The 17,607-nt window shown below is 66.5% G+C and carries 18 protein-coding genes; 14 read left to right on the top strand and 4 right to left on the bottom strand.

Going from position 1 to position 17,607, the window contains the following annotated elements; genetic code table 11:
* Positions 1–51: 51 nt before the first annotated feature.
* The 4 genes from EGM71_RS10000 to flgA form a co-directional block, all read right to left on the bottom strand.
* Positions 52–1,272: an ATP-binding protein gene (locus EGM71_RS10000; RefSeq protein ID WP_188489554.1), complete on the bottom strand. Its 1,221-nt coding sequence runs from the start codon at positions 1,270–1,272 to the stop codon at positions 52–54.
* A gap of 91 nt (positions 1,273–1,363) precedes the next feature.
* Positions 1,364–1,702, bottom strand: a complete 339-nt coding sequence (locus EGM71_RS09995) for a FlgN family protein (protein ID WP_014037132.1) — start codon at positions 1,700–1,702, stop codon at positions 1,364–1,366.
* On the bottom strand, positions 1,699–2,004 hold the full coding sequence (flgM, locus tag EGM71_RS09990; protein ID WP_005409579.1) for a flagellar biosynthesis anti-sigma factor FlgM: 306 nt from the start codon (positions 2,002–2,004) through the stop codon (positions 1,699–1,701). The genes EGM71_RS09995 and flgM overlap by 4 nt, the downstream gene beginning before the upstream one ends.
* Positions 2,005–2,079: 75 nt before the next feature.
* Positions 2,080–2,736 carry a flagellar basal body P-ring formation chaperone FlgA gene (flgA, locus tag EGM71_RS09985; protein WP_188489552.1) on the bottom strand — a complete coding sequence of 219 codons (657 nt, stop codon included), beginning with the start codon at positions 2,734–2,736 and terminating at the stop codon, positions 2,080–2,082.
* Between the two features lie 263 nt (positions 2,737–2,999).
* On the opposite strand from flgA, the gene EGM71_RS09980 reads away from it, so the two are divergent.
* The 14 genes from EGM71_RS09980 (at position 3,000) to EGM71_RS09915 (ending at position 17,578) form a co-directional block, all read left to right on the top strand.
* A complete protein-coding gene (locus EGM71_RS09980) occupies positions 3,000–3,944 on the top strand; it encodes a chemotaxis protein (RefSeq protein ID WP_188489550.1) in 945 nt (314 codons plus the stop codon).
* 137 nt (positions 3,945–4,081) lie between these two features.
* Positions 4,082–4,477, top strand: a complete 396-nt coding sequence (gene flgB, locus EGM71_RS09975; protein WP_005409576.1) for a flagellar basal body rod protein FlgB — start codon at positions 4,082–4,084, stop codon at positions 4,475–4,477.
* 3 nt (positions 4,478–4,480) lie between these two features.
* The gene (gene flgC / locus EGM71_RS09970) at positions 4,481–4,888 is read left to right on the top strand and encodes a flagellar basal body rod protein FlgC (RefSeq protein ID WP_005416461.1); all 408 of its coding nucleotides are present in this window, start codon (positions 4,481–4,483) and stop codon (positions 4,886–4,888) included.
* Between the two features lie 23 nt (positions 4,889–4,911).
* Complete coding sequence (locus EGM71_RS09965; protein WP_188489548.1) at positions 4,912–5,595, top strand: flagellar hook capping FlgD N-terminal domain-containing protein; 684 nt, start codon at positions 4,912–4,914, stop codon at positions 5,593–5,595.
* A 32-nt stretch (positions 5,596–5,627) separates the two neighbouring features.
* The gene (gene flgE, locus EGM71_RS09960; RefSeq protein ID WP_188489547.1) at positions 5,628–6,851 is read left to right on the top strand and encodes a flagellar hook protein FlgE; all 1,224 of its coding nucleotides are present in this window, start codon (positions 5,628–5,630) and stop codon (positions 6,849–6,851) included.
* A 32-nt stretch (positions 6,852–6,883) separates the two neighbouring features.
* Complete coding sequence (locus tag EGM71_RS09955) at positions 6,884–7,633, top strand: flagellar basal body rod protein FlgF (RefSeq protein ID WP_188489544.1); 750 nt, start codon at positions 6,884–6,886, stop codon at positions 7,631–7,633.
* Between the two features lie 103 nt (positions 7,634–7,736).
* Positions 7,737–8,522: a flagellar basal-body rod protein FlgG gene (gene flgG, locus EGM71_RS09950; protein WP_005409571.1), complete on the top strand. Its 786-nt coding sequence runs from the start codon at positions 7,737–7,739 to the stop codon at positions 8,520–8,522.
* A 22-nt stretch (positions 8,523–8,544) separates the two neighbouring features.
* On the top strand, positions 8,545–9,237 hold the full coding sequence (gene flgH, locus EGM71_RS09945) for a flagellar basal body L-ring protein FlgH (RefSeq protein ID WP_014647061.1): 693 nt from the start codon (positions 8,545–8,547) through the stop codon (positions 9,235–9,237).
* A gap of 2 nt (positions 9,238–9,239) precedes the next feature.
* Positions 9,240–10,382 (top strand): flagellar basal body P-ring protein FlgI, encoded by a 1,143-nt coding sequence (locus EGM71_RS09940; protein ID WP_317608638.1) that lies wholly within the window; start codon positions 9,240–9,242, stop codon positions 10,380–10,382.
* Between the two features lies 1 nt (position 10,383).
* Positions 10,384–11,583: a flagellar assembly peptidoglycan hydrolase FlgJ gene (flgJ, locus tag EGM71_RS09935; protein ID WP_188489542.1), complete on the top strand. Its 1,200-nt coding sequence runs from the start codon at positions 10,384–10,386 to the stop codon at positions 11,581–11,583.
* Between the two features lie 8 nt (positions 11,584–11,591).
* Positions 11,592–13,472 (top strand): flagellar hook-associated protein FlgK, encoded by a 1,881-nt coding sequence (gene flgK, locus EGM71_RS09930; protein ID WP_188489540.1) that lies wholly within the window; start codon positions 11,592–11,594, stop codon positions 13,470–13,472.
* On the top strand, positions 13,469–14,671 hold the full coding sequence (gene flgL / locus EGM71_RS09925; protein WP_188489538.1) for a flagellar hook-associated protein FlgL: 1,203 nt from the start codon (positions 13,469–13,471) through the stop codon (positions 14,669–14,671). The genes flgK and flgL overlap by 4 nt, the downstream gene beginning before the upstream one ends.
* Positions 14,672–15,094: 423 nt before the next feature.
* Positions 15,095–16,315 carry a flagellin gene (locus EGM71_RS09920; RefSeq protein ID WP_014037121.1) on the top strand — a complete coding sequence of 407 codons (1,221 nt, stop codon included), beginning with the start codon at positions 15,095–15,097 and terminating at the stop codon, positions 16,313–16,315.
* Positions 16,316–16,387: 72 nt separating this feature from the next.
* A complete protein-coding gene (locus tag EGM71_RS09915; protein WP_188489536.1) occupies positions 16,388–17,578 on the top strand; it encodes a flagellin in 1,191 nt (396 codons plus the stop codon).
* Positions 17,579–17,607: the final 29 nt, after the last annotated feature.

Below are 17,607 nucleotides of genomic sequence, written 5' to 3'. Positions count from 1 at the left end.
GTGCCTGGCTGGATGAGGTTGCCGGCCAGCGGCCGGCACTACCAGGTGCGGTCAGCGCGGCTGCTTGATCGGAAGGACCACGCGGAAGCGCGAGCCCACGCCAGGGGTGCTGTCCAGGTCGATGCGGCCGTGGTGCTTGTTGATGATGCTGTAGGAGATCGACAAGCCCAGGCCGGTGCCACTGCCCACTGGCTTGGTGGTGAAGAACGGATCGAAGATGCGCTGGCGCAGTTCCGGCGAGATGCCACCGCCGGTATCTTCGAATTCAACCCACACGTGATCGCCGTCAACGCCGGTGCGCACCGTGATCGTGCCGCGCTCGGCGATGGCATGGCCGGCATTGAGCAGCAGGTTCATGTAGACCTGGTTCAACTCCGACGGCAGGCACTCCACCAACGGCAACTGGCCGAACTCGCGTACCAGGGTGACCTTGTACTTGAGTTCGTTCCAGATGATGTTGATGGTCGATTCCAGGCCCGCGTGCAGGTCGACCAGCTTCCAGGACTCGTCGCGGCCGGAATACGAGAAGTCCTTCAGGTCGCGCACGATGCGGGTGACGCGCTCGATGCCTTCGCGCGATTCCGCCATCAGCTGCGGCAGGTCGCGGCTGATGAAATCGATGTCCAGGCGGTCACGGATGTCATCGATTTCCGGAATCAGCGCCTTCGGGTCAGGTGCGCGCAAGGCGCGCTCGTAGGCTTCGATCACGGTGAACAGGCTGCGCAGGTATTCCTGCAGGCTGCCCAGGTTGGAGTGCACGTAACCGATCGGGTTGTTGATCTCGTGCGCGACGCCCGCAGCCAGCTGGCCGATCGAGGCCATCTTCTCCGACTGCAGCAGCTTCTCCTGGGTGCCATTGAGGCGCAGGTAGGCCTGGCGCAGCTCGGCGTGGCGCTGCTGCAGTTCGCGCTCGTAGTCTTCCTGCCCTTCGATGTGGCGGAACAGGGCCAAAAAATGCCCTTCGCCGACCGGACCGTGGTGGTACAGGTGGGCGATGACCACGCCCTCGCCCAGCGGCAGGCTGCCATTCCAGTGGCCATGCTGGCGAGCCTGTTCCAGCGCATCGGGGGGCAGCAGTTCGCGCAGGCGCTGCGGCGGCGGCAGCCCGCCGTCCTCGCCACTGGCCAGCAGGTTCTGTGCGGCCGGATTGGCCAGGGCCACCTGCCCGTCATCGGTGAACAGCAGCAGACCTTCGCGCAGGCGCTCAAGCAGGGCCTGCAACACCGGTTGCGGCGGAAGGGGGGCGGTAACCAGGGCGTTGGCAGCGGACACGGCGACTCGGGGCGTTCGAACAGGCGCCCAATATACGCGGTCATGCAGCGGGCTTCAGCCCGCCGGGAGAGGTTATGCGACCGCCGTCGCGTCAGGCGACGGCGAGAGGCCGGCCGATGCTGACCGTGTGCGACTGGCCCTTGGCATCGTAGGCCGAGGCGTCTTCGGTGCGGCCGAGCTGGCGCAGTGCCCAGTTCACCTCGCGGCGGCGGCGCGACAGCAGCACGCCGTTGGCGCGGTTGCGCTCGGCCAGTTCCTGCAGCTGTTCGCCCTCGCCCACCGGCGGCGCGCCTTCCAGCGCCCGCAGCGCTTCCAGCTTGGCGCCGGTGGCCCGGATCAAGGCGTGCACGTCGTGCTCGACCAGGGCCTGGCGTTCAACGTCCAGGGCCTGGGCGAGGCGCTGCAGCGGCTCGCTCATCGCCGCAGTCATCCGTGCAGCTGCTGGTCCAGATCGAGCATGCGCGATGCGATCGCGTCCGGATTGATCTTGTAGGTGCCGTTCTGCAGCGACTCACGCACAGCCGCCACGCGCTGGGCATCGATCGCCGGGGCGGTGGTCAGCTCACGCTCGATGGCCTGCAGATTGGTGGCCTCGCCGGTCAGGCGCAGGCTGTCGGCCGCCTCGACCGGGCGCGCCGCTGCATCGGTGCTGACGCCGGGCTTGTTGGCCGGGGTCGTCACGCTGCGCAGTGCCTGGGGGACCTGCAGGTTGCCGTCGATTTTCTGGCTCATGGGGTGTCCTGGAGTTGCCGTTCACAAGGGATAACGGCCGCAGGGCCGTGATCTTTAGGGATATTTTGCGGTAATTCAACGCGCCACGATTACGTCACCTGCGGCGTCGACCGTGCCCTGCACGATCCGCCGCGAGGACAGGTTCTCGACCGAGACCCGTTCGTTCTCACCGGCATCACCCATCGCACGACCGGCAATGCGGACCTCGACCGAGCCGCGACGCGATACCAGGGCCACATTGTCTCCTCGCTTGATGAGACGCTGCACCACCAGATCGTTGTTCGACAGCAGGGCCCCGGCCTGCAACGGACGGCGGGCGATGCGGCCGATCGCTGCATTGGGATCGGCCAGCACCGCACCGGCAATCCGGGCGGCGTCACGCTGGGCAGTCGTGATATCGGCGGCGGTAAGGGTTTCTCCAGTGCCGATTCCACGGTTGAGCACCAGCACGGTCTGGTTGCGTCGCACCTTCACCGGCACGAACAGGCGCCAGCCGCCCGCATCGGGACAGCTGACCTCCACCGTGGTGTTGGCGGTCGGCTGCACCTGCAACGCGCCGCCACATTTCGGCAGGCGTAGCGCATCGGCCACCTGCGCCTCACCTTCGCTGCCGGCCGGCAGCGTCGACAGCGCCGCGGTGCGGATGCTGGCCACCGGCTGCCACTCTGCAGCGGCTGCCCATGGCGCGGCCGCGGCGAGCGCGATGGCGAATAGAGATGTGACCCGGCGCATGGCGCCTCCTTGATTCGGCAGGACCTGGCCCAGGTGCGTGCAAGGGGTGTGCCAGAACGACGGGGCCTGTTGATCGGGTCCGGGATGGGGAGGCGACCGGAGGGGTAGAGTCGACTGCCAGTCGACTTTCGCGCAAAACGCGGGGTTTCCCGCGATCGGATCGACGAGCAGCCGACTGACAGTCGGCTCTACAAAAGCGATGTGGAGCGCGCGGGCGGCAGAGCACCCTCAAGTTCGGCGCCCACCCCGCCGATACAGCAGCCATGTCCCATGACCTGCTCAACCGGATCGACCAGCGGACCCGACTGGCCGGCCACAATCGCCTGGCGCTGCTGCTGTTCCGTCTCGGCGGACGTCAGCTTTTTGGCGTCAATGTCTTCAAGGTTCAGGAAGTCCTGCGGCGCCCGGAACTGTTCCAGGTGCCCGGGCTGCCCAGCCAGTTCTCCGGCGTGGCCGACGTGCGCGGCCGCTCGGTGCCGGTGCTGGACCTCGGCCTGGCCATCGGTCACCCCGAGCGTGAGCCCGATGCGGACACCTCGCCGGGCTACCTGGTCGTCACCGAGTTCAACCGCTCGATCCAGGGCTTCCTGGTCAGCGGCGTCGAACGCATCGTCAACATCGCGGTGGAAGACATCCACCCGCCGCCGGAACTGGGTGCCGAATCGAGCTACCTGACCGCGGTGACCCGCTTCCAGGGTGAGCTGATCCAGGTGATCGACGTTGAAAGCGTGCTGGCCGATATCGCCCAGGTGCGCGGTGAGGCGGTACTCGACCCAACGATGGCAATGCCCGCCGACGGCCCGCAGCTGCAGGTACTGGTGGTGGACGACTCGCGCGTGGCCCGCCAGCAGATCCGCAGCGTGCTGGACCAGCTGGGCGTGGGTGCCACCCTGCTTTCCGACGGCAAGCAGGCACTGGACCACCTGCTGCAGGTCCACGCCTCGGGCGAGAACCCGGCCGAGCGCTATGCCATGGTCATCTCGGACATTGAGATGCCGGCCATGGACGGCTACACGCTGACGACGGAAATCCGGCGCCATCCGGGCCTGGCCGGCCTGTATGTGCTGCTGCACACCTCGCTGTCGGGCGTCTTCAACAACGCCATGGTCGAGCGTGTCGGCGCCAACGCCTTCGTCGCCAAGTACTCGCCACACGAGCTGGCCGATTTCGTGCTGGACCGCCTGCGCAAGGTGGCGCTGGCGGCCTGAGGCCACTGATCCGGTAGTGCCGGTCGCTGGCCGGCAACCGCAGATCTATCGGGGAGCCGGCCAGCGGCCGGCACTACCCTCCCGAATTTGGCACACCCCTTGCAGCTTCCCGGGCAACGTTCCCGTGGGAGTGCATCGTGCGCAACCTGATTACCGACTACCTGGGCGTCCACGCCCAGGCCATGCCGTTGCGCGAACAGCGGATGAAGCTGATCGCCAGCAACCTCGGCAATGCCGACACTCCCGGCTACAAGGCCCAGGACCTGGACTTCGATGCCGCCCTGCGCCATGCCCAGGGGCAGGATGCCAATGGCCTGATGGCCACCACCCATGAGCAGCACTACGAAATCAGTAGTGGCCTGAACCCGTTCCAGATCGCGCGCGAAGGCGTGCAGCCCAGCCTGGACGGCAACACCGTCGATCCCGATGCCGAGCGTGCCGCCTATGGCCGCGCCGCACTCGAGTATCGCGCCTCGCTCAGCTTCGTCGAGAGCAAGGTGCGTTCCATGCTGACCGCGATCACGGGGCAATAAGCCATGAGCAACCTGCCGATCTTCGATATCGCCGGTTCCGCGCTGCAGGCGCAGTCGGTGCGCATGAGCACCATCGCCTCCAACCTCTCCAACGCCGACACCGTCGCCGGTTCCGCCGACGCCGTGTACAAGCCGCTGGAACCGATCTTCCAGGCTGTCACCAGCAAGAACGATCCGAACATCACCTCGGTGAAGGTGAAGGAGATCACCCAGAGCGAGGCCGCGCCGATCAAGCGCTACGAGCCGGGTCACCCGCTGGCCGACGCCGACGGCTACATCTACCAGCCCGACGTCGATCCGGTGGCGCAGATGGTCAACCTGATCTCGACCTCGCGCAATTACCAGGCCGGCGTGGAGATGTTGACCACCGCCAAGGAACTGGCCCTGGCCACCCTGACCATGGGCCGCTGAGGCCCGCAGCACCGGATACCGCCATGACCACCGCCGTCAACAACCAGACCAGCCAGGACGTCTATTCCGCGCTGGGCCTGAACGCCCCCAACAGCACCGCCACGAAAAAGAAGAACACGCTCGACCAGGCTGATTTCCTGCGCCTGATGACCGAGCAGCTGCAGCACCAGGATCCGCTGAAGCCGATGGACAACACGCAGATGGTCGCGCAGATGGCGCAGATGTCCACCGTGCAGGGCATCACCGACCTGAACAAGACGGTGAAGGGTTTCCAGGAATCGATGGCCAGCGATCAGGTGCTGCGTGGCGCCGCGCTGGTCGGCCACCAGGTGCTGGTGCCGTCGGAGAAGCTGGTGCTGGAAAAGGAAGGCGACGTCGAAGGCACGGTGGCCGCGCCCTCGGCCGGCATCATCACCGTGGACGTCACTGATGCCACCGGCGCCAAGGTCACTTCACTGAGCGTGGAAGCCAAGGCTGCCGGCGAGACCGCCTTCAAGTGGGACGGCAAGGACGCCAACGGCAAGCGCATGGAGCCGGGCAAATACTCCATCGTCGCCAACCATGTCGACACCGCCGGCAAGAGCACCAAGCTGTCCACCTTCGTGCAGGCCCCGGTGGAGAGCGTGACCGTCGGTTCCGACGGCCTGTACCTGAACCTCAAGGGCCTGGGCACGGCCCCGATCGACTACGTGCTCCGCGTCAGCTGAGCCGCACACCCCGCACTTACCAGGAGCATCCCATGGGCTTCAATGTCTCGCTGTCCGGCATCAATGCCGCCAATTCCGACCTGAGCGTCACCGCCAACAACGTCGCCAACGTCAACACCACCGGCTTCAAGGAATCGCGCGCCGAGTTCGCCGACCTGTTCTCGGCCACCGGCTATGGCCTGTCGAAGAACGCCGTGGGTTCGGGCGTCCGTGTCTCCAACGTTGCCCAGCAGTTCAAGCAGGGCCACAACGAACAGACCGGCCGCAGCCTGGACATGGCCATTTCCGGTGAAGGCTTCTTCACCATGAACATGAACGGCACCCGCGTGTACTCGCGCGCCGGCAACTTCCAGACCGATCCGTCCGGCTATGTGGTCAACCCGCAGGGTGCGCGCCTGCAGGTATTCGCACCGAATGCCGATGGCACCAACTTCGACGCCGGCCGCATGGTCGACCTGCAGCTGCTGACCACCGACAGCGCGCCGAAGCAGACCAGCGAAGTGAAGGTCGGCTTCACCCTGCCGGCCAACGCCAAGCAGCCGACCGTCACCACCTTCGATCCGACCGATTCGAACAGCTACAACCACTCCAGCGGTGGCATCACCGTGTACGACTCGCTGGGCGTGAGCCACATCCAGGTCTCGTACTTCGTGAAGGGTGCCAACCCGAACGAGTGGACTGTCCGCAACTACGTGGATGGCCAGCCGGCCGGCGCGCCGACTCCGGTCACCTTCGACAACAGCGGCAAGCTCACCGCGCCGGCCAACGGCAAGGTCAGCCTCGGCACCTTCACCCCGACCACCGGTGCGGGCGTGCTGAACATGACGCTGGATGTGAGCGGCTCGACCCAGTACGGCGAGAAGTTCGCACTGCGCAACACCCAGCAGGACGGCTATGCCGCCGGCAAGCTCAACGAGATCACCGTGTCGGAAACCGGCGTGGTCTACGCGCGCTATTCCAATGGCGCCGACAAGCCGCTGGGCCAGGTCGCGCTGACCACGTTCAACAATCCGCAGGGCCTGGAATCGAAGGGCAACAACCTGTGGGTGGACACCTTCAGCTCGGGCACCCCGCGCACCGGCATGCCGGACACCTCCAACCTCGGCAAGATCCAGGCCGGCTCGCTGGAAGCATCCACCGTCGACCTCACCGAGCAGCTGGTCAACATGATCACCGCGCAGCGCAACTTCCAGGCCAACGCGCAGATGATCACCACGCAGGACCAGATCACCCAGACCGTCATCAACATCCGTTGATGAGCTGCTGACCCTGTCACGGAACTCCCCGCATGGATAAAGCCCTTTACGTGGCGATGACCGGTGCCCGCGCCTCCCTGCAGGCGCAGGGAACGCTCAGCCACAACCTCGCCAACTCGGACACCCCTGGCTTCAAGGAAGCGCTGGCCAACACCGAAGCCTTCCCGATCAAGGGCCCGGGCTTTGCCTCGCGGGTGGATGCGCTGCACGTCGACGCCGGCTTCAACCGTACGCCCGGCTCGCAGCACATCACCGGCAAGCCGCTGGATCTGTCCCTGCAGACCGGCACCTGGCTGGCCGTGCAGTCCAGCGACGGCAGCGAGGCTTACACGCGCGGCGCGGCACTGTCGGTCACCCCGAACGGCCAGCTGGTGACCTCCAGCGGCCGCCCGGTACTGGATGACAACAACAACCCGATCGCCATTCCGCCCTACCAGGCGATGGAAATCGGTGCCGACGGCACGCTCTCGATCATCCCGCAGGGCGAAGGCCCGCAGACGATGGCGCAGATCGGCCGGATCAAGGTGGTGCAGGCGCCGGACGAGCGCCTGGAGCGTGGCCTGGATGGCCTGTTCCGCAACACCGACCCGCGCCAGCCGTTCGCCCCGGCGCAGGGCACCGCCGTGCACAGCGGCCAGCTGGAAGGCAGCAACGTCGATGCCGCCGGTGCACTGGTGCAGATGATCCAGTTGCAGCGCCAGTACGAAATGCAGGTGCAGGTGATCAAGCACGGCGACGACAACGCACGCAGTGCAAACAGCCTGCTGCGCCTGGGCAGCTGACGGATTTCCGGCGCCGCCTGAGCGCGGCGCTGGCACACCGCTTGCACACCCGCTACCAAGGGCCGCATCGCGCGGCCGGCTTCACCCAGACAGGACTCCGAAGATGAACCAGGCATTGTGGATCGCGAAAACCGGACTGGATGCGCAGCAGATGCGCATGTCGGTGGTTTCCAACAACCTCGCCAACACCAACACCACCGGCTTCAAGCAGGACCGTGCCAGCTTCGAGGACCTGCTGTACCAGCAGGTGCGCCAGCCCGGCGGCTCTTCGTCGGCGCAGACCCAGTTGCCGACCGGCCTGCAGCTGGGTACCGGTGTGCGCGTCGTCGCCACTGCCAAGAATTTCGAGCAGGGTGGCCAGCAGCAGACCGGCCGTGCGCTGGACGTGATGGTCAACGGCCGCGGCTTCTTCGAAGTGCAGATGCCCGACGGCAGCTCGGCCTACACCCGTGATGGCTCGTTCAAGATCAACCAGGACAGCGAGCTGGTCACCAACAGCGGCTACCCGGTGCAGCCGGGCATCCAGATTCCCGAGGGCGCGCAGTCGGTGACCATCGGAACCGACGGCACCATCAGCGTGAAGATGGCCGACGGTGCGGCGTCAGTGGAAGTGGGTGCGCTGACCCTGACCGACTTCGTCAATCCGGCGGGTCTGCAGGCTCGCGGTGAGAACCTGTTCCTGGAGACCACCGCTTCCGGTCCGGCACAGAACGGCAATCCCGGGCTCAACGGCCTCGGCACCGTGGTGCAGGGCGCGCTGGAAGGCAGCAACGTCAATGTGGTCGAAGAGCTGGTGTCGATGATCGAAACCCAGCGCGCCTACGAAATGAACGCCAAGGCGATTTCCACCACCGATTCGATGCTCGGCTATCTCAACAACAAGCTCTGACCGGCCCAACCGGGAAACCGCCATGTCGCCCATTTCCAGATTCACCCGCACTGCCCTCGCCTGCGCCGTGGTCGCCCTGCTCGGTGGCTGCGTGATCGCGGGCGACGTGCGCCCCTACGCGGCGATGGCGCCGATCCAGCCGATCATGCCGCCGCAGGCGGCGCCGACCGCCGGTGCGATCTACGCCGCCGGCCCGACCCTGCAGCTGTACTCGGACCGCCGCGCACGCGATGTCGGCGACCTGCTGACGATCACGCTGCTGGAAAACACCACGGCGCAGACCAGCGCCAACACCGCCACCAACAAGGAATCCAACCTGAGCCTGGGCACGCCGTCCATTCTTGGTGCGCCCGTCACCCTGGGCGGCAAGGACATCCTCAGTGCGACGGCCAAGGGTGCGCGTGACTTCACCGGCAAGGGCAACAGCGCGCAGAGCAACCGCCTGCAGGGCAGCGTCACGGTCACGGTGATCCAGCGGCTGCCCAACGGCAACCTGGTGGTACAGGGGCAGAAGAACCTGCGACTGAACCAGGGTGATGAACTGGTGCAGGTGCAGGGCATCGTGCGCCCGGGCGACATCAGCCAGGACAACACCATTCCTTCCAGCCGCGTGGCCGAAGCCCGCATCGTCTACGGCGGCCGCGGCCCGGTCGCGCAGTCCAACGCGATGGGCTGGCTGAGCCGCTTCTTCAACTCCGGCCTGACGCCGTTCTGAGTATGGCCATGAAACTCTTCTCCTCTTCTTCCTGGCAGCGACGCATGGCGTCGCTCTACTGTGGCGTGTTCATGGTCTTCGCGATGGTGGCCCCGGCCAGTGCCGAGCGCATCAAGGACCTGGCCCAGGTCGGCGGCGTGCGTGGCAACGCCCTGGTGGGCTACGGCCTGGTGGTCGGCCTGGATGGCAGCGGCGACCGCACCAGCCAGGCACCCTTCACCGTGCAGAGCCTGAAGAACCTGCTGGGTGAGCTGGGCGTCAACGTGCCGGCGAACGTCAACCCGCAGCTGAAGAACGTGGCCGCCGTGGCGATCCACGCCGAGCTGCCGCCGTTCGCCAAGCCGGGCCAGCCGATCGACATCACCGTGTCCTCGATCGGCAACGCCGTCTCGCTGCGCGGCGGTTCACTGCTGATGGCACCCCTTCGCGGTGCCGATGGCCAGATCTACGCCATCGCCCAGGGCAACCTGATCGTCGGCGGCTTTGGTGCACAGGGCAAGGATGGTTCCCGTGTCTCGGTGAACGTTCCCAGCGTCGGCCGCATTCCGAATGGCGCAACCGTTGAACGCGCCCTGCCCGATCCGCTGGCCAATGGCGGCGACATCACCCTGAACCTGCACAACAACGATTTCACCACCGTTTCGCGCATGGTTGCCGCACTCAACAACGCCTTCGGCGAAGGCTCGGCGCGCGCGGTCGATGGCGTGACCGTGGCCGTGACCGCTCCGACCGATCCGGGCGCACGCATCGGCCTGCTCGCACGCATCGAGAACCTGGAGCTGACCCCGGGCAGCGCCCCCGCGAAGGTCGTGGTCAACTCCCGCACCGGCACCGTGGTCATTGGCCAGCAGGTGCGGGTCGGCCCTGCCGCGATCGCGCATGGTTCGCTGACGGTGACGATCCAGGAGAACACCAACGTCAGCCAGCCCAATGCCCTGTCCGGCGGCCGCACCGTGGCCAGCCCGCAGTCGACCATCACCGCCACCAACGACGGCAGCCGCATGTTCAAGTTCAGCGGCGGCACCACCCTGGACGAGATCGTGCACGCGGTGAACGCCGTGGGCGCGGCACCGGGCGACCTGATCGCGATCCTGGAAGCCCTGAAGCAGGCCGGCGCATTGAGTGCCGAGCTCGAGGTGATCTGACATGCGCATCAATCCCGCATTCGACCTGCACCCGGCGCAGCAGAACGACCCGGCGAAGATCGACAAGGTTGCACGCCAGCTGGAAGGCCAGTTCGCACAGATGCTGGTCAAGAGCATGCGCGATGCCAGCTTCGGCGACTCGCTGTTTCCCGGCGAGAACAAGATGTTCCGCGACATGTACGACCAGAAGATCGCCGAGGCGATGACCCGCGGCAAGGGGCTGGGCCTGTCCGGCATGATCAGCCGCCAGCTGTCCGGCCAGGCCGCCGAAGGCCCGGCGCTGGATACCCGCGTGGATCCGGCCAAGGCCAGCCGCGCCTACCAGCTCAACGCACCGGACAAGCCGGCACCGTCGCTGCCGTTGGAAGATGGCAGCCAGGCCGTGCGCATGCTGCAGCAGATGGCGGCCGGTGCACAGCAAGGTGCACAGGCTGCGCTGGCACCCATGGAGCAGGCACTGGACCTGATCGCCGGTCGCGAAAGCAGCACCCTGCACCGTTCGCTGGGCACCGAGGATCCGTATATCGGCGGCCTGCAGGGCGAGGACTGGTCCGCCAACAACGACCAGTGGTCGGCGACGGCCAGCAATCGCGGCACGGCCATGAGCCCGGCCGATGCGATGGCCACCCGCACCGCGGTCGCCCAGCTGGGCGCGCACACGCCGGAGGGCTTCGTCGCCAGCATCTGGCAGCACGCACAGAGCGCGGCCAAGGAACTGGGCGTGGATGCACGTGCGCTGGTCGCCCAGGCGGCACTGGAAACCGGTTGGGGCAAGCGCCACATCCGCCAGTCCGACGGCAGCACCTCGCACAACCTCTTCGGCATCAAGGCCACCGGCTGGAGCGGCCAGCGCGTTGAAGCCGGCACCCACGAATACGTGGATGGCGTGCGCCGCAACGAAACCGCCAGCTTCCGCGCCTACAGTTCGCCGGCCGAGAGCTTCGCCGATTACGTGCGCCTGCTGAAGACCAGCCCGCGCTACCAGCAGGCCCTGCAGGCCGGCACCGACGTGCAGGGCTTCGCTCGTGGCCTGCAGCGCGCCGGCTACGCGACCGACCCGCGCTACGCCGCCAAGATCGCCGCGATCGCCGGTGGCCCGACCATCGAGCGCGCCGTGGCCGCCGTGGCCGACGCCGGCTCGCGCCTTGGCCAGACCTTCGCCAGCACCGCAACCGCGGCGCTGGGTATCACTCGTCGTTGAGGAACACCATGTCCAGCGTACTTTCCACCGGTACCGGTGCCCTGCTCGCCTTCCAGCGTGCGTTGGCGACCACCAGCCACAACGTGGCCAACCTCAATACGCCCGGCTACAGCCGGCAGAAGGTCAACTTCGCCACCGCCGATCCACAGAACTACGGCTATGGCACCGTCGGCAACGGCACCCGCATCACTGACATCCGCCGCACGGCCGACCAGCTGGCGATCTCGCGCCTGCTCGACAGCAGCGGTGAACTGGCGCGCCTGAAGCAGCTTTCGAGCATGGCCGACCGCGTCAACGCGCTGGTTTCCGACCCGGCCACCAATGTGGCCGGCGTCTGGTCGAAGTTCTTCGACTCCGTCAGCGGCCTGTCGTCCAACGCGGCCGGCACCGCCGACCGCCAGAACATGCTCGACGGCGGCAAGGCCCTGGCCAACCGCTTCGTTCAGCTCAATACGCACCTGAACAATCTCAACAGCGAGGTCAACAACGGCCTGATGGCCGGTGCCACCGAGGTCAACCGCCTTGCGCAGGAAATCGCGCAGATCAACGGCGCCATCGGCACCAACATCGCCTCTGCCGCACCCGACCTGCTCGACCGCCGCGACCAGCTGATCACCCAGCTGATCGGCTACACCGGTGGCACGGCGGTGATCCAGGACGGCGGCATCATGAATGTCTACACCGCCGGCGGCAACGCTCTTGTGGTGGGCACCACGGCGACCAAGGTCACCACCGTGGCCGACCCGTACCAGCCTGAGCGCCTGCAGTTGGCGCTGGAGACCCAGGGCAACACCATCCGCCTCGACCCGAAGGCGGTCGGCGGCCAGATCGGTGGCCTGCTGGAGTTCCGCGACACCGTGCTGACCCCTGCCCAGGCCGAACTGGGCAAGCTGGCGGTGGGCCTGGCCGAGAGCTTCAACCAGGTCCACCACCAGGGCGTGGACATGTATGGCCAGATGGGCGGGGACTACTTCAACATCGGCAACCCACGCGTCACCGGCAACAACAGCAATACCGGCACCGCCAGCCTCAGCGCCACCTACGGCGACCTCGGCAAGCTGGATGCGCAGAACGTGGTGCTGCAGTTCGATGGCACCAACTGGAAGGCCAGCCGCGCCGACACCGGCGCCAGCATCCCGCTGACCGGCACCGGCACCGCCGCTGATCCGCTGGTGATCAACGGTGTGAAGCTGGTCGTGGGCGGTACGCCGGCGGCCAACGACCGCTTCCTGCTGCAGCCGACCGCCGGCGTGGCCGGCAGCATGGAAGTGGCCATCACCGACCCCTCGCGCATCGCCGCCGCTGCTGCGGTGAAGGGCGCGGCCGCCACTGCCAACACCGGCACCGGCAAGCTGAGCGGCGTCACCGTCACCGATTCGACCAACGCGAACCTGCGCAATCCGGCAGCGATCGTGTTCACCTCGGCCACCACCTACACCATCGACGGTGGCCCGCCGCAAACCTATACGCCCGGCCAGACCATCAGTGCCAACGGCTGGAGCTTCGTGCTGGACGGTGCGCCGAAGGTGGGCGATACCTTCAACATCACCCCGACCCCGGCCGGTTCGTCGGACAACAGCAACGCCTCCAAGCTGGCCAAGGTGGAGAGCGCGAAGGCGTTCAACGCCGGAACGGTGACACTGAACGGTGCGCTGGGTGGCCTGACCACCCAGGTCGGCGCCGCCGCCCGCTCCGCCGAGTACTCGCTCGACGCGCAGCTGGTGATCAATGACAAGGCGCAGGAAGCCCGCGATGAAGTCTCCGGCGTCAACCTGGACGAGGAAGCCGCCGACATGCTGCGCCTGCAGCAGGCCTACCAGGCCGCCTCGCAGCTGATCTCCACCGCCGACAGCATGTTCCAGACCATCCTGGGAGCCGTCCGCCGATGAGCAGCCGTATCTCCACCAGCATGATGTTCAACCAGTCCGTGTCGCTGATGATGGCCAAGCAGGCCAAGCTCAGCCACCTGGAGCAGCAGATCGCCACCGGCAGCAAGATCGTCAGCGCCAAGGACGATCCGGTTGCCGCCGGTACTGCGGTCGGCCTTGACCGCAGCCTGGCCGCACTGGACCGCATGAAGCTCAACGCCGGCAATGTGCAGAACCGCCTGGGCGTGCAGGAAAACACCCTCGCCCAGGTCAACGACCTGATGGCGCGCGTCAACGATCTGACCATCCAGGCCAGCAATCCGGCGCTGAGCGCAGCGGACAAGAAGACGCTGATCACCGAAGTCAACCAGATCCGTGATGGCCTGCTGTCGCTGGCCAACGCCGACGATGGCACCGGTCGCTACGTGTTCGGTGGTACCAACGACGGCGACCCGCCGTTTGCCAAGATCAACGGCAAGGTGGTCTACCGCGGCGACCAGACCCAGCGCCAGGTTGAAGTCGGCCCGGATACCTATGTGCGCGACGCCCTGCCCGGCAGCGAGATCTTCATGCGCATTCCTACCGGCGATGGCTTCGTCGACGGCAGCGCCGCGGCCGGCAACACCGGCAACGGCGTGCTGACCAATGTCACCCGCGACGGCAGCGACAGCTGGAACGGCCAGGGCTTCAGCGTGCGCTTCACCACCGGCACCCAGTACGAGGTGGTGGATGGTGCGGGCAACGTAACCGGCACCGGCACCTACAAGGCTGGCGACGATCTGGAAGTGAACCGTGTCCGCCTGCGCATCGCGGGTGCACCCGCGGCGGGTGACAGCTTCAACGTACAGGCCGCCAGCAGTCGCGACATCTTCTCTACCATGGACAACCTGGTGGCGGCGCTGGGTGCCGACACCGGTACCACCGCTCAGATGGCCGCGCAGCAGAACCAGCTGCAGAGCGCACTGCGCGACGTGGCGCGTGCCTCCGAGCGGATGATCGATTCGCGTGCCGCAGGCGGTGCACAGTTGAAGGCGCTGGACAATGCGGCCGACATGCGTGAGGCCAATGGCGTGACCCTGAAGACCACGCTGTCGCAGATGCGTGACCTCGATTACGCCGATGCACTGAGCCAGTACCAGCTGCAGAGCACCGCGCTGCAGGCGGCGCAGACGATCTTCTCGCAGATGCAGTCGATGTCGCTGTTCAACAAGCTCCGCTGACGCTTCTCCCGCGTCACCCCTGAAAGGCCGCGATGCCCTGCATCGCGGCCTTTTTCGTTTGCGCGGCTGCCGGCCGCTGCGCTCGCGGTGCATGGCACGGCGCTAGCGCCCTCTGGCCGTCTCCGGCCGATTTTCCGTGATTTCCCATCAAGCCCGGCCGCACCCCGCCGATACCTTCATCAGCGCTGGTCAGGCCCTGCCCGACCGCCCCTTCCGGGGCCGCTTCCACCCCGGCAACGGCGAGGAAAACCCCGGAAAAACAGCTTCCGGCAACGAATTTCGGCTCCAGCGGAATTCACGGCTAAAGGTTGTTGACAAAGCGCCGTTATTCATTTGGCAACAGCGAAGCACACAGCCACACAAAAAAACAGGCGGCGCTTCGTTTCATTCACCAACGGGTTCCATATAAGAGGAGACGACCCCATGGCACAGGTAATCAACACCAATACGATGTCGCTCAACGCTCAGCGCAACCTGAGCACCAGCGGCAGCTCGCTCGCTACCACCATCCAGCGCCTCTCGTCCGGCCTGCGCATCAACAGCGCGAAGGACGACGCGGCCGGCCTGGCCATCAGCGAGCGCTTCACCACCCAGATCCGTGGTCTGGACGTGGCCATCCGCAACGCCAACGACGGCATCTCGCTGGCCCAGGTCGCCGAGGGTTCGCTGAATGAAGTCGGCAACAACCTGCAGCGCATCCGCGAACTGGGTGTGCAGGCCTCCAATGCCACCAACTCGGCCAGCGACCGCAAGGCCCTGCAGGCTGAAGTGACCCAGCTGGTCAGCGAGATCGACCGCGTCGCCAAGCAGGCCGACTTCAACGGCACCAAGCTGCTCGATGGCAGCTTCACCAGCCAGCTGTTCCAGGTCGGCGCCAACGCCGGCCAGGCCATCGCCATCAACAGCGTGGTCAACGCCAAGGCCGATTCGCTGGGCGCGGCCACCTTCGCCAACGGCTACACCGGCACCAGCCTGGCAGCCGCCGACAAGGCCACCGCCGACACCACCTACTCCGGCCTGCAGGTCTCGGTGACCCCGCCGGGCGGCACCGCCACCACGGTGACCATCAGCGACTTCACCGTGAAGGCCGGCGAATCGATCACCTCGGCCACCGCTGCGGCGATCAACAACAAGCTGGGTGAAACCGGCGTGGTTGCCTCGGTCAATGCCGGTGTCGTCAGCCTGGCTTCGGTCAAGGATGGCCAGACCTTCGCCCTGGGCGTCAGCGCGGCGACCCCGCCGGCCGGTGCCACCGCCGCAACCATCGCCGGCCTGGGCCTGACCGAGACCAGCACCAACGGCGGCACCCTGACCGGTGCAGCAGCCAGCTTCGTCAAGGACCTGAACGTCACCACCGCCGAAGGCGCACAGAAGGCGATGTCGATCGTCGACAAGGCTCTGGAATCGGTCAACAGCGTCCGCGCCGACCTCGGCGCGATCCAGAACCGCTTCACCTCGGTGGTGGCCAACCTGCAGACCTCCTCGGAGAACCTGTCCGCGTCGCGCAGCCGCATCCGCGATACCGACTTCGCCAAGGAAACCGCCGAACTGACCCGCACCCAGATCCTGCAGCAGGCCGGTACGGCCATGCTGGCCCAGGCCAACCAGGTACCGCAGAACGTGCTCAGCCTGTTGCAGCGCTGACATGAGCCGCCCCCGGGGCACGTCGGGGGCGTCTAACCCAACTCACGTGCAACCGCTCAAGGACCTCTCCTCATGGCACAAGTCATCAACACCAATACGATGTCGTTGAATGCTCAGCGTAACCTGAGCACCAGCGGCAGCTCGCTGGCTACCACCATCCAGCGCCTGTCCTCCGGTTCGCGCATCAACAGCGCCAAGGACGACGCCGCCGGTCTGGCGATCTCCGAGCGCTTCGGCACGCAGATCCGCGGTACCGACGTCGCCATCCGCAATGCCAACGACGGCATCTCGCTGGCCCAGGTCGCCGAAGGTTCGCTGACCGAAATCGGCAACAACCTGCAGCGCGTCCGCGAGCTGTCGGTGCAGGCCTCCAACGCCACCAACTCGGCCAGCGACCGCAAGGCGCTGCAGGCCGAAGTGACCCAGCTGGTCTCGGAAATCGACCGCGTTGCCAAGCAGTCGGACTTCAACGGCACCAAGCTGCTGGACGGTTCGTTCTCCAGCCAGCTGTTCCAGGTCGGTGCCAATGCGGGCCAGGCCATCGCCATCGACAAGACCATCGATGCCAAGGCCAATGCCCTGGGCGGCGCCAAGTTCGACACCAACGCGCTGGCCCTGGCCGACCCGGGCACCAACGCTGACTTCAGCACCAGCGGCCTGTCCATCAACGGCGTGGCCATCGCCGATGTCTCGGTCAAGCAGGGCGCCGACGCCGCTGCCACCGGCAAGGCCTCGCGTGAAGCGCTGGTGACCGCGATCAACGCCAAGATCGGCGAGACCGGCGTCTACGCTGAAGTGAACGGCACCACTGGCGTGACCCTGACCTCGGTCAAGGACAGCACCAACGCCGACGGCTCGTTCAAGGCCATCACTGCCACCCCGGGCACCTGGACCGGCGCCACCGCGCCGACCTTCACCGCCACCACCGCTGCTGCGGCCCCGGCTGCGAAGTACGCCAGCAACCTGGACGTCAGCACCGTGAAGGGCGCCCAGCAGGCAATGGAAATCGTCGACAAGGCCCTGGGTGCGATCAACAGCACCCGCGCCGACCTCGGCGCGATCCAGAACCGCTTCACCTCGGTCGTGGCCAACCTGCAGACCTCCTCGGAAAACCTGTCGGCTTCGCGTAGCCGCATCAAGGACACCGACTTCGCCAAGGAAACCGCAGAACTGACCCGCACCCAGATCCTGCAGCAGGCCGGTACGGCCATGCTGGCCCAGGCCAACCAGGTGCCGCAGGGCGTGCTCAGCCTGCTGCGCTGATCCGCTCGCTGATCGACCTCCGGGCGCCG

Source organism: Stenotrophomonas maltophilia (assembly GCF_006970445.1).
In the GTDB taxonomy this organism is placed as follows: domain Bacteria; phylum Pseudomonadota; class Gammaproteobacteria; order Xanthomonadales; family Xanthomonadaceae; genus Stenotrophomonas; species Stenotrophomonas maltophilia_AU.
This window is presented reverse-complemented; position numbering and strand designations above follow the sequence as displayed.

Excerpts from the sequence above, each read along its gene's own strand:
- EGM71_RS09995 (WP_014037132.1), bottom strand. The coding sequence starts at position 1,702 with ATGACTGCGGCGATGAGCGAGCCGCTGCAGCGCCTCGCCCAGGCCCTG.
- flgM (WP_005409579.1), bottom strand. The coding sequence starts at position 2,004 with ATGAGCCAGAAAATCGACGGCAACCTGCAGGTCCCCCAGGCACTGCGC.
- flgA (WP_188489552.1), bottom strand. The coding sequence starts at position 2,736 with ATGCGCCGGGTCACATCTCTATTCGCCATCGCGCTCGCCGCGGCCGCG.
- EGM71_RS09980 (WP_188489550.1), top strand. The coding sequence starts at position 3,000 with ATGTCCCATGACCTGCTCAACCGGATCGACCAGCGGACCCGACTGGCC.
- flgC (WP_005416461.1), top strand. The coding sequence starts at position 4,481 with ATGAGCAACCTGCCGATCTTCGATATCGCCGGTTCCGCGCTGCAGGCG.
- EGM71_RS09965 (WP_188489548.1), top strand. The coding sequence starts at position 4,912 with ATGACCACCGCCGTCAACAACCAGACCAGCCAGGACGTCTATTCCGCG.
- flgE (WP_188489547.1), top strand. The coding sequence starts at position 5,628 with ATGGGCTTCAATGTCTCGCTGTCCGGCATCAATGCCGCCAATTCCGAC.
- EGM71_RS09955 (WP_188489544.1), top strand. The coding sequence starts at position 6,884 with ATGGATAAAGCCCTTTACGTGGCGATGACCGGTGCCCGCGCCTCCCTG.
- flgG (WP_005409571.1), top strand. The coding sequence starts at position 7,737 with ATGAACCAGGCATTGTGGATCGCGAAAACCGGACTGGATGCGCAGCAG.
- flgH (WP_014647061.1), top strand. The coding sequence starts at position 8,545 with ATGTCGCCCATTTCCAGATTCACCCGCACTGCCCTCGCCTGCGCCGTG.
- EGM71_RS09940 (WP_317608638.1), top strand. The coding sequence starts at position 9,240 with ATGGCCATGAAACTCTTCTCCTCTTCTTCCTGGCAGCGACGCATGGCG.
- flgJ (WP_188489542.1), top strand. The coding sequence starts at position 10,384 with ATGCGCATCAATCCCGCATTCGACCTGCACCCGGCGCAGCAGAACGAC.
- flgK (WP_188489540.1), top strand. The coding sequence starts at position 11,592 with ATGTCCAGCGTACTTTCCACCGGTACCGGTGCCCTGCTCGCCTTCCAG.
- flgL (WP_188489538.1), top strand. The coding sequence starts at position 13,469 with ATGAGCAGCCGTATCTCCACCAGCATGATGTTCAACCAGTCCGTGTCG.
- EGM71_RS09920 (WP_014037121.1), top strand. The coding sequence starts at position 15,095 with ATGGCACAGGTAATCAACACCAATACGATGTCGCTCAACGCTCAGCGC.
- EGM71_RS09915 (WP_188489536.1), top strand. The coding sequence starts at position 16,388 with ATGGCACAAGTCATCAACACCAATACGATGTCGTTGAATGCTCAGCGT.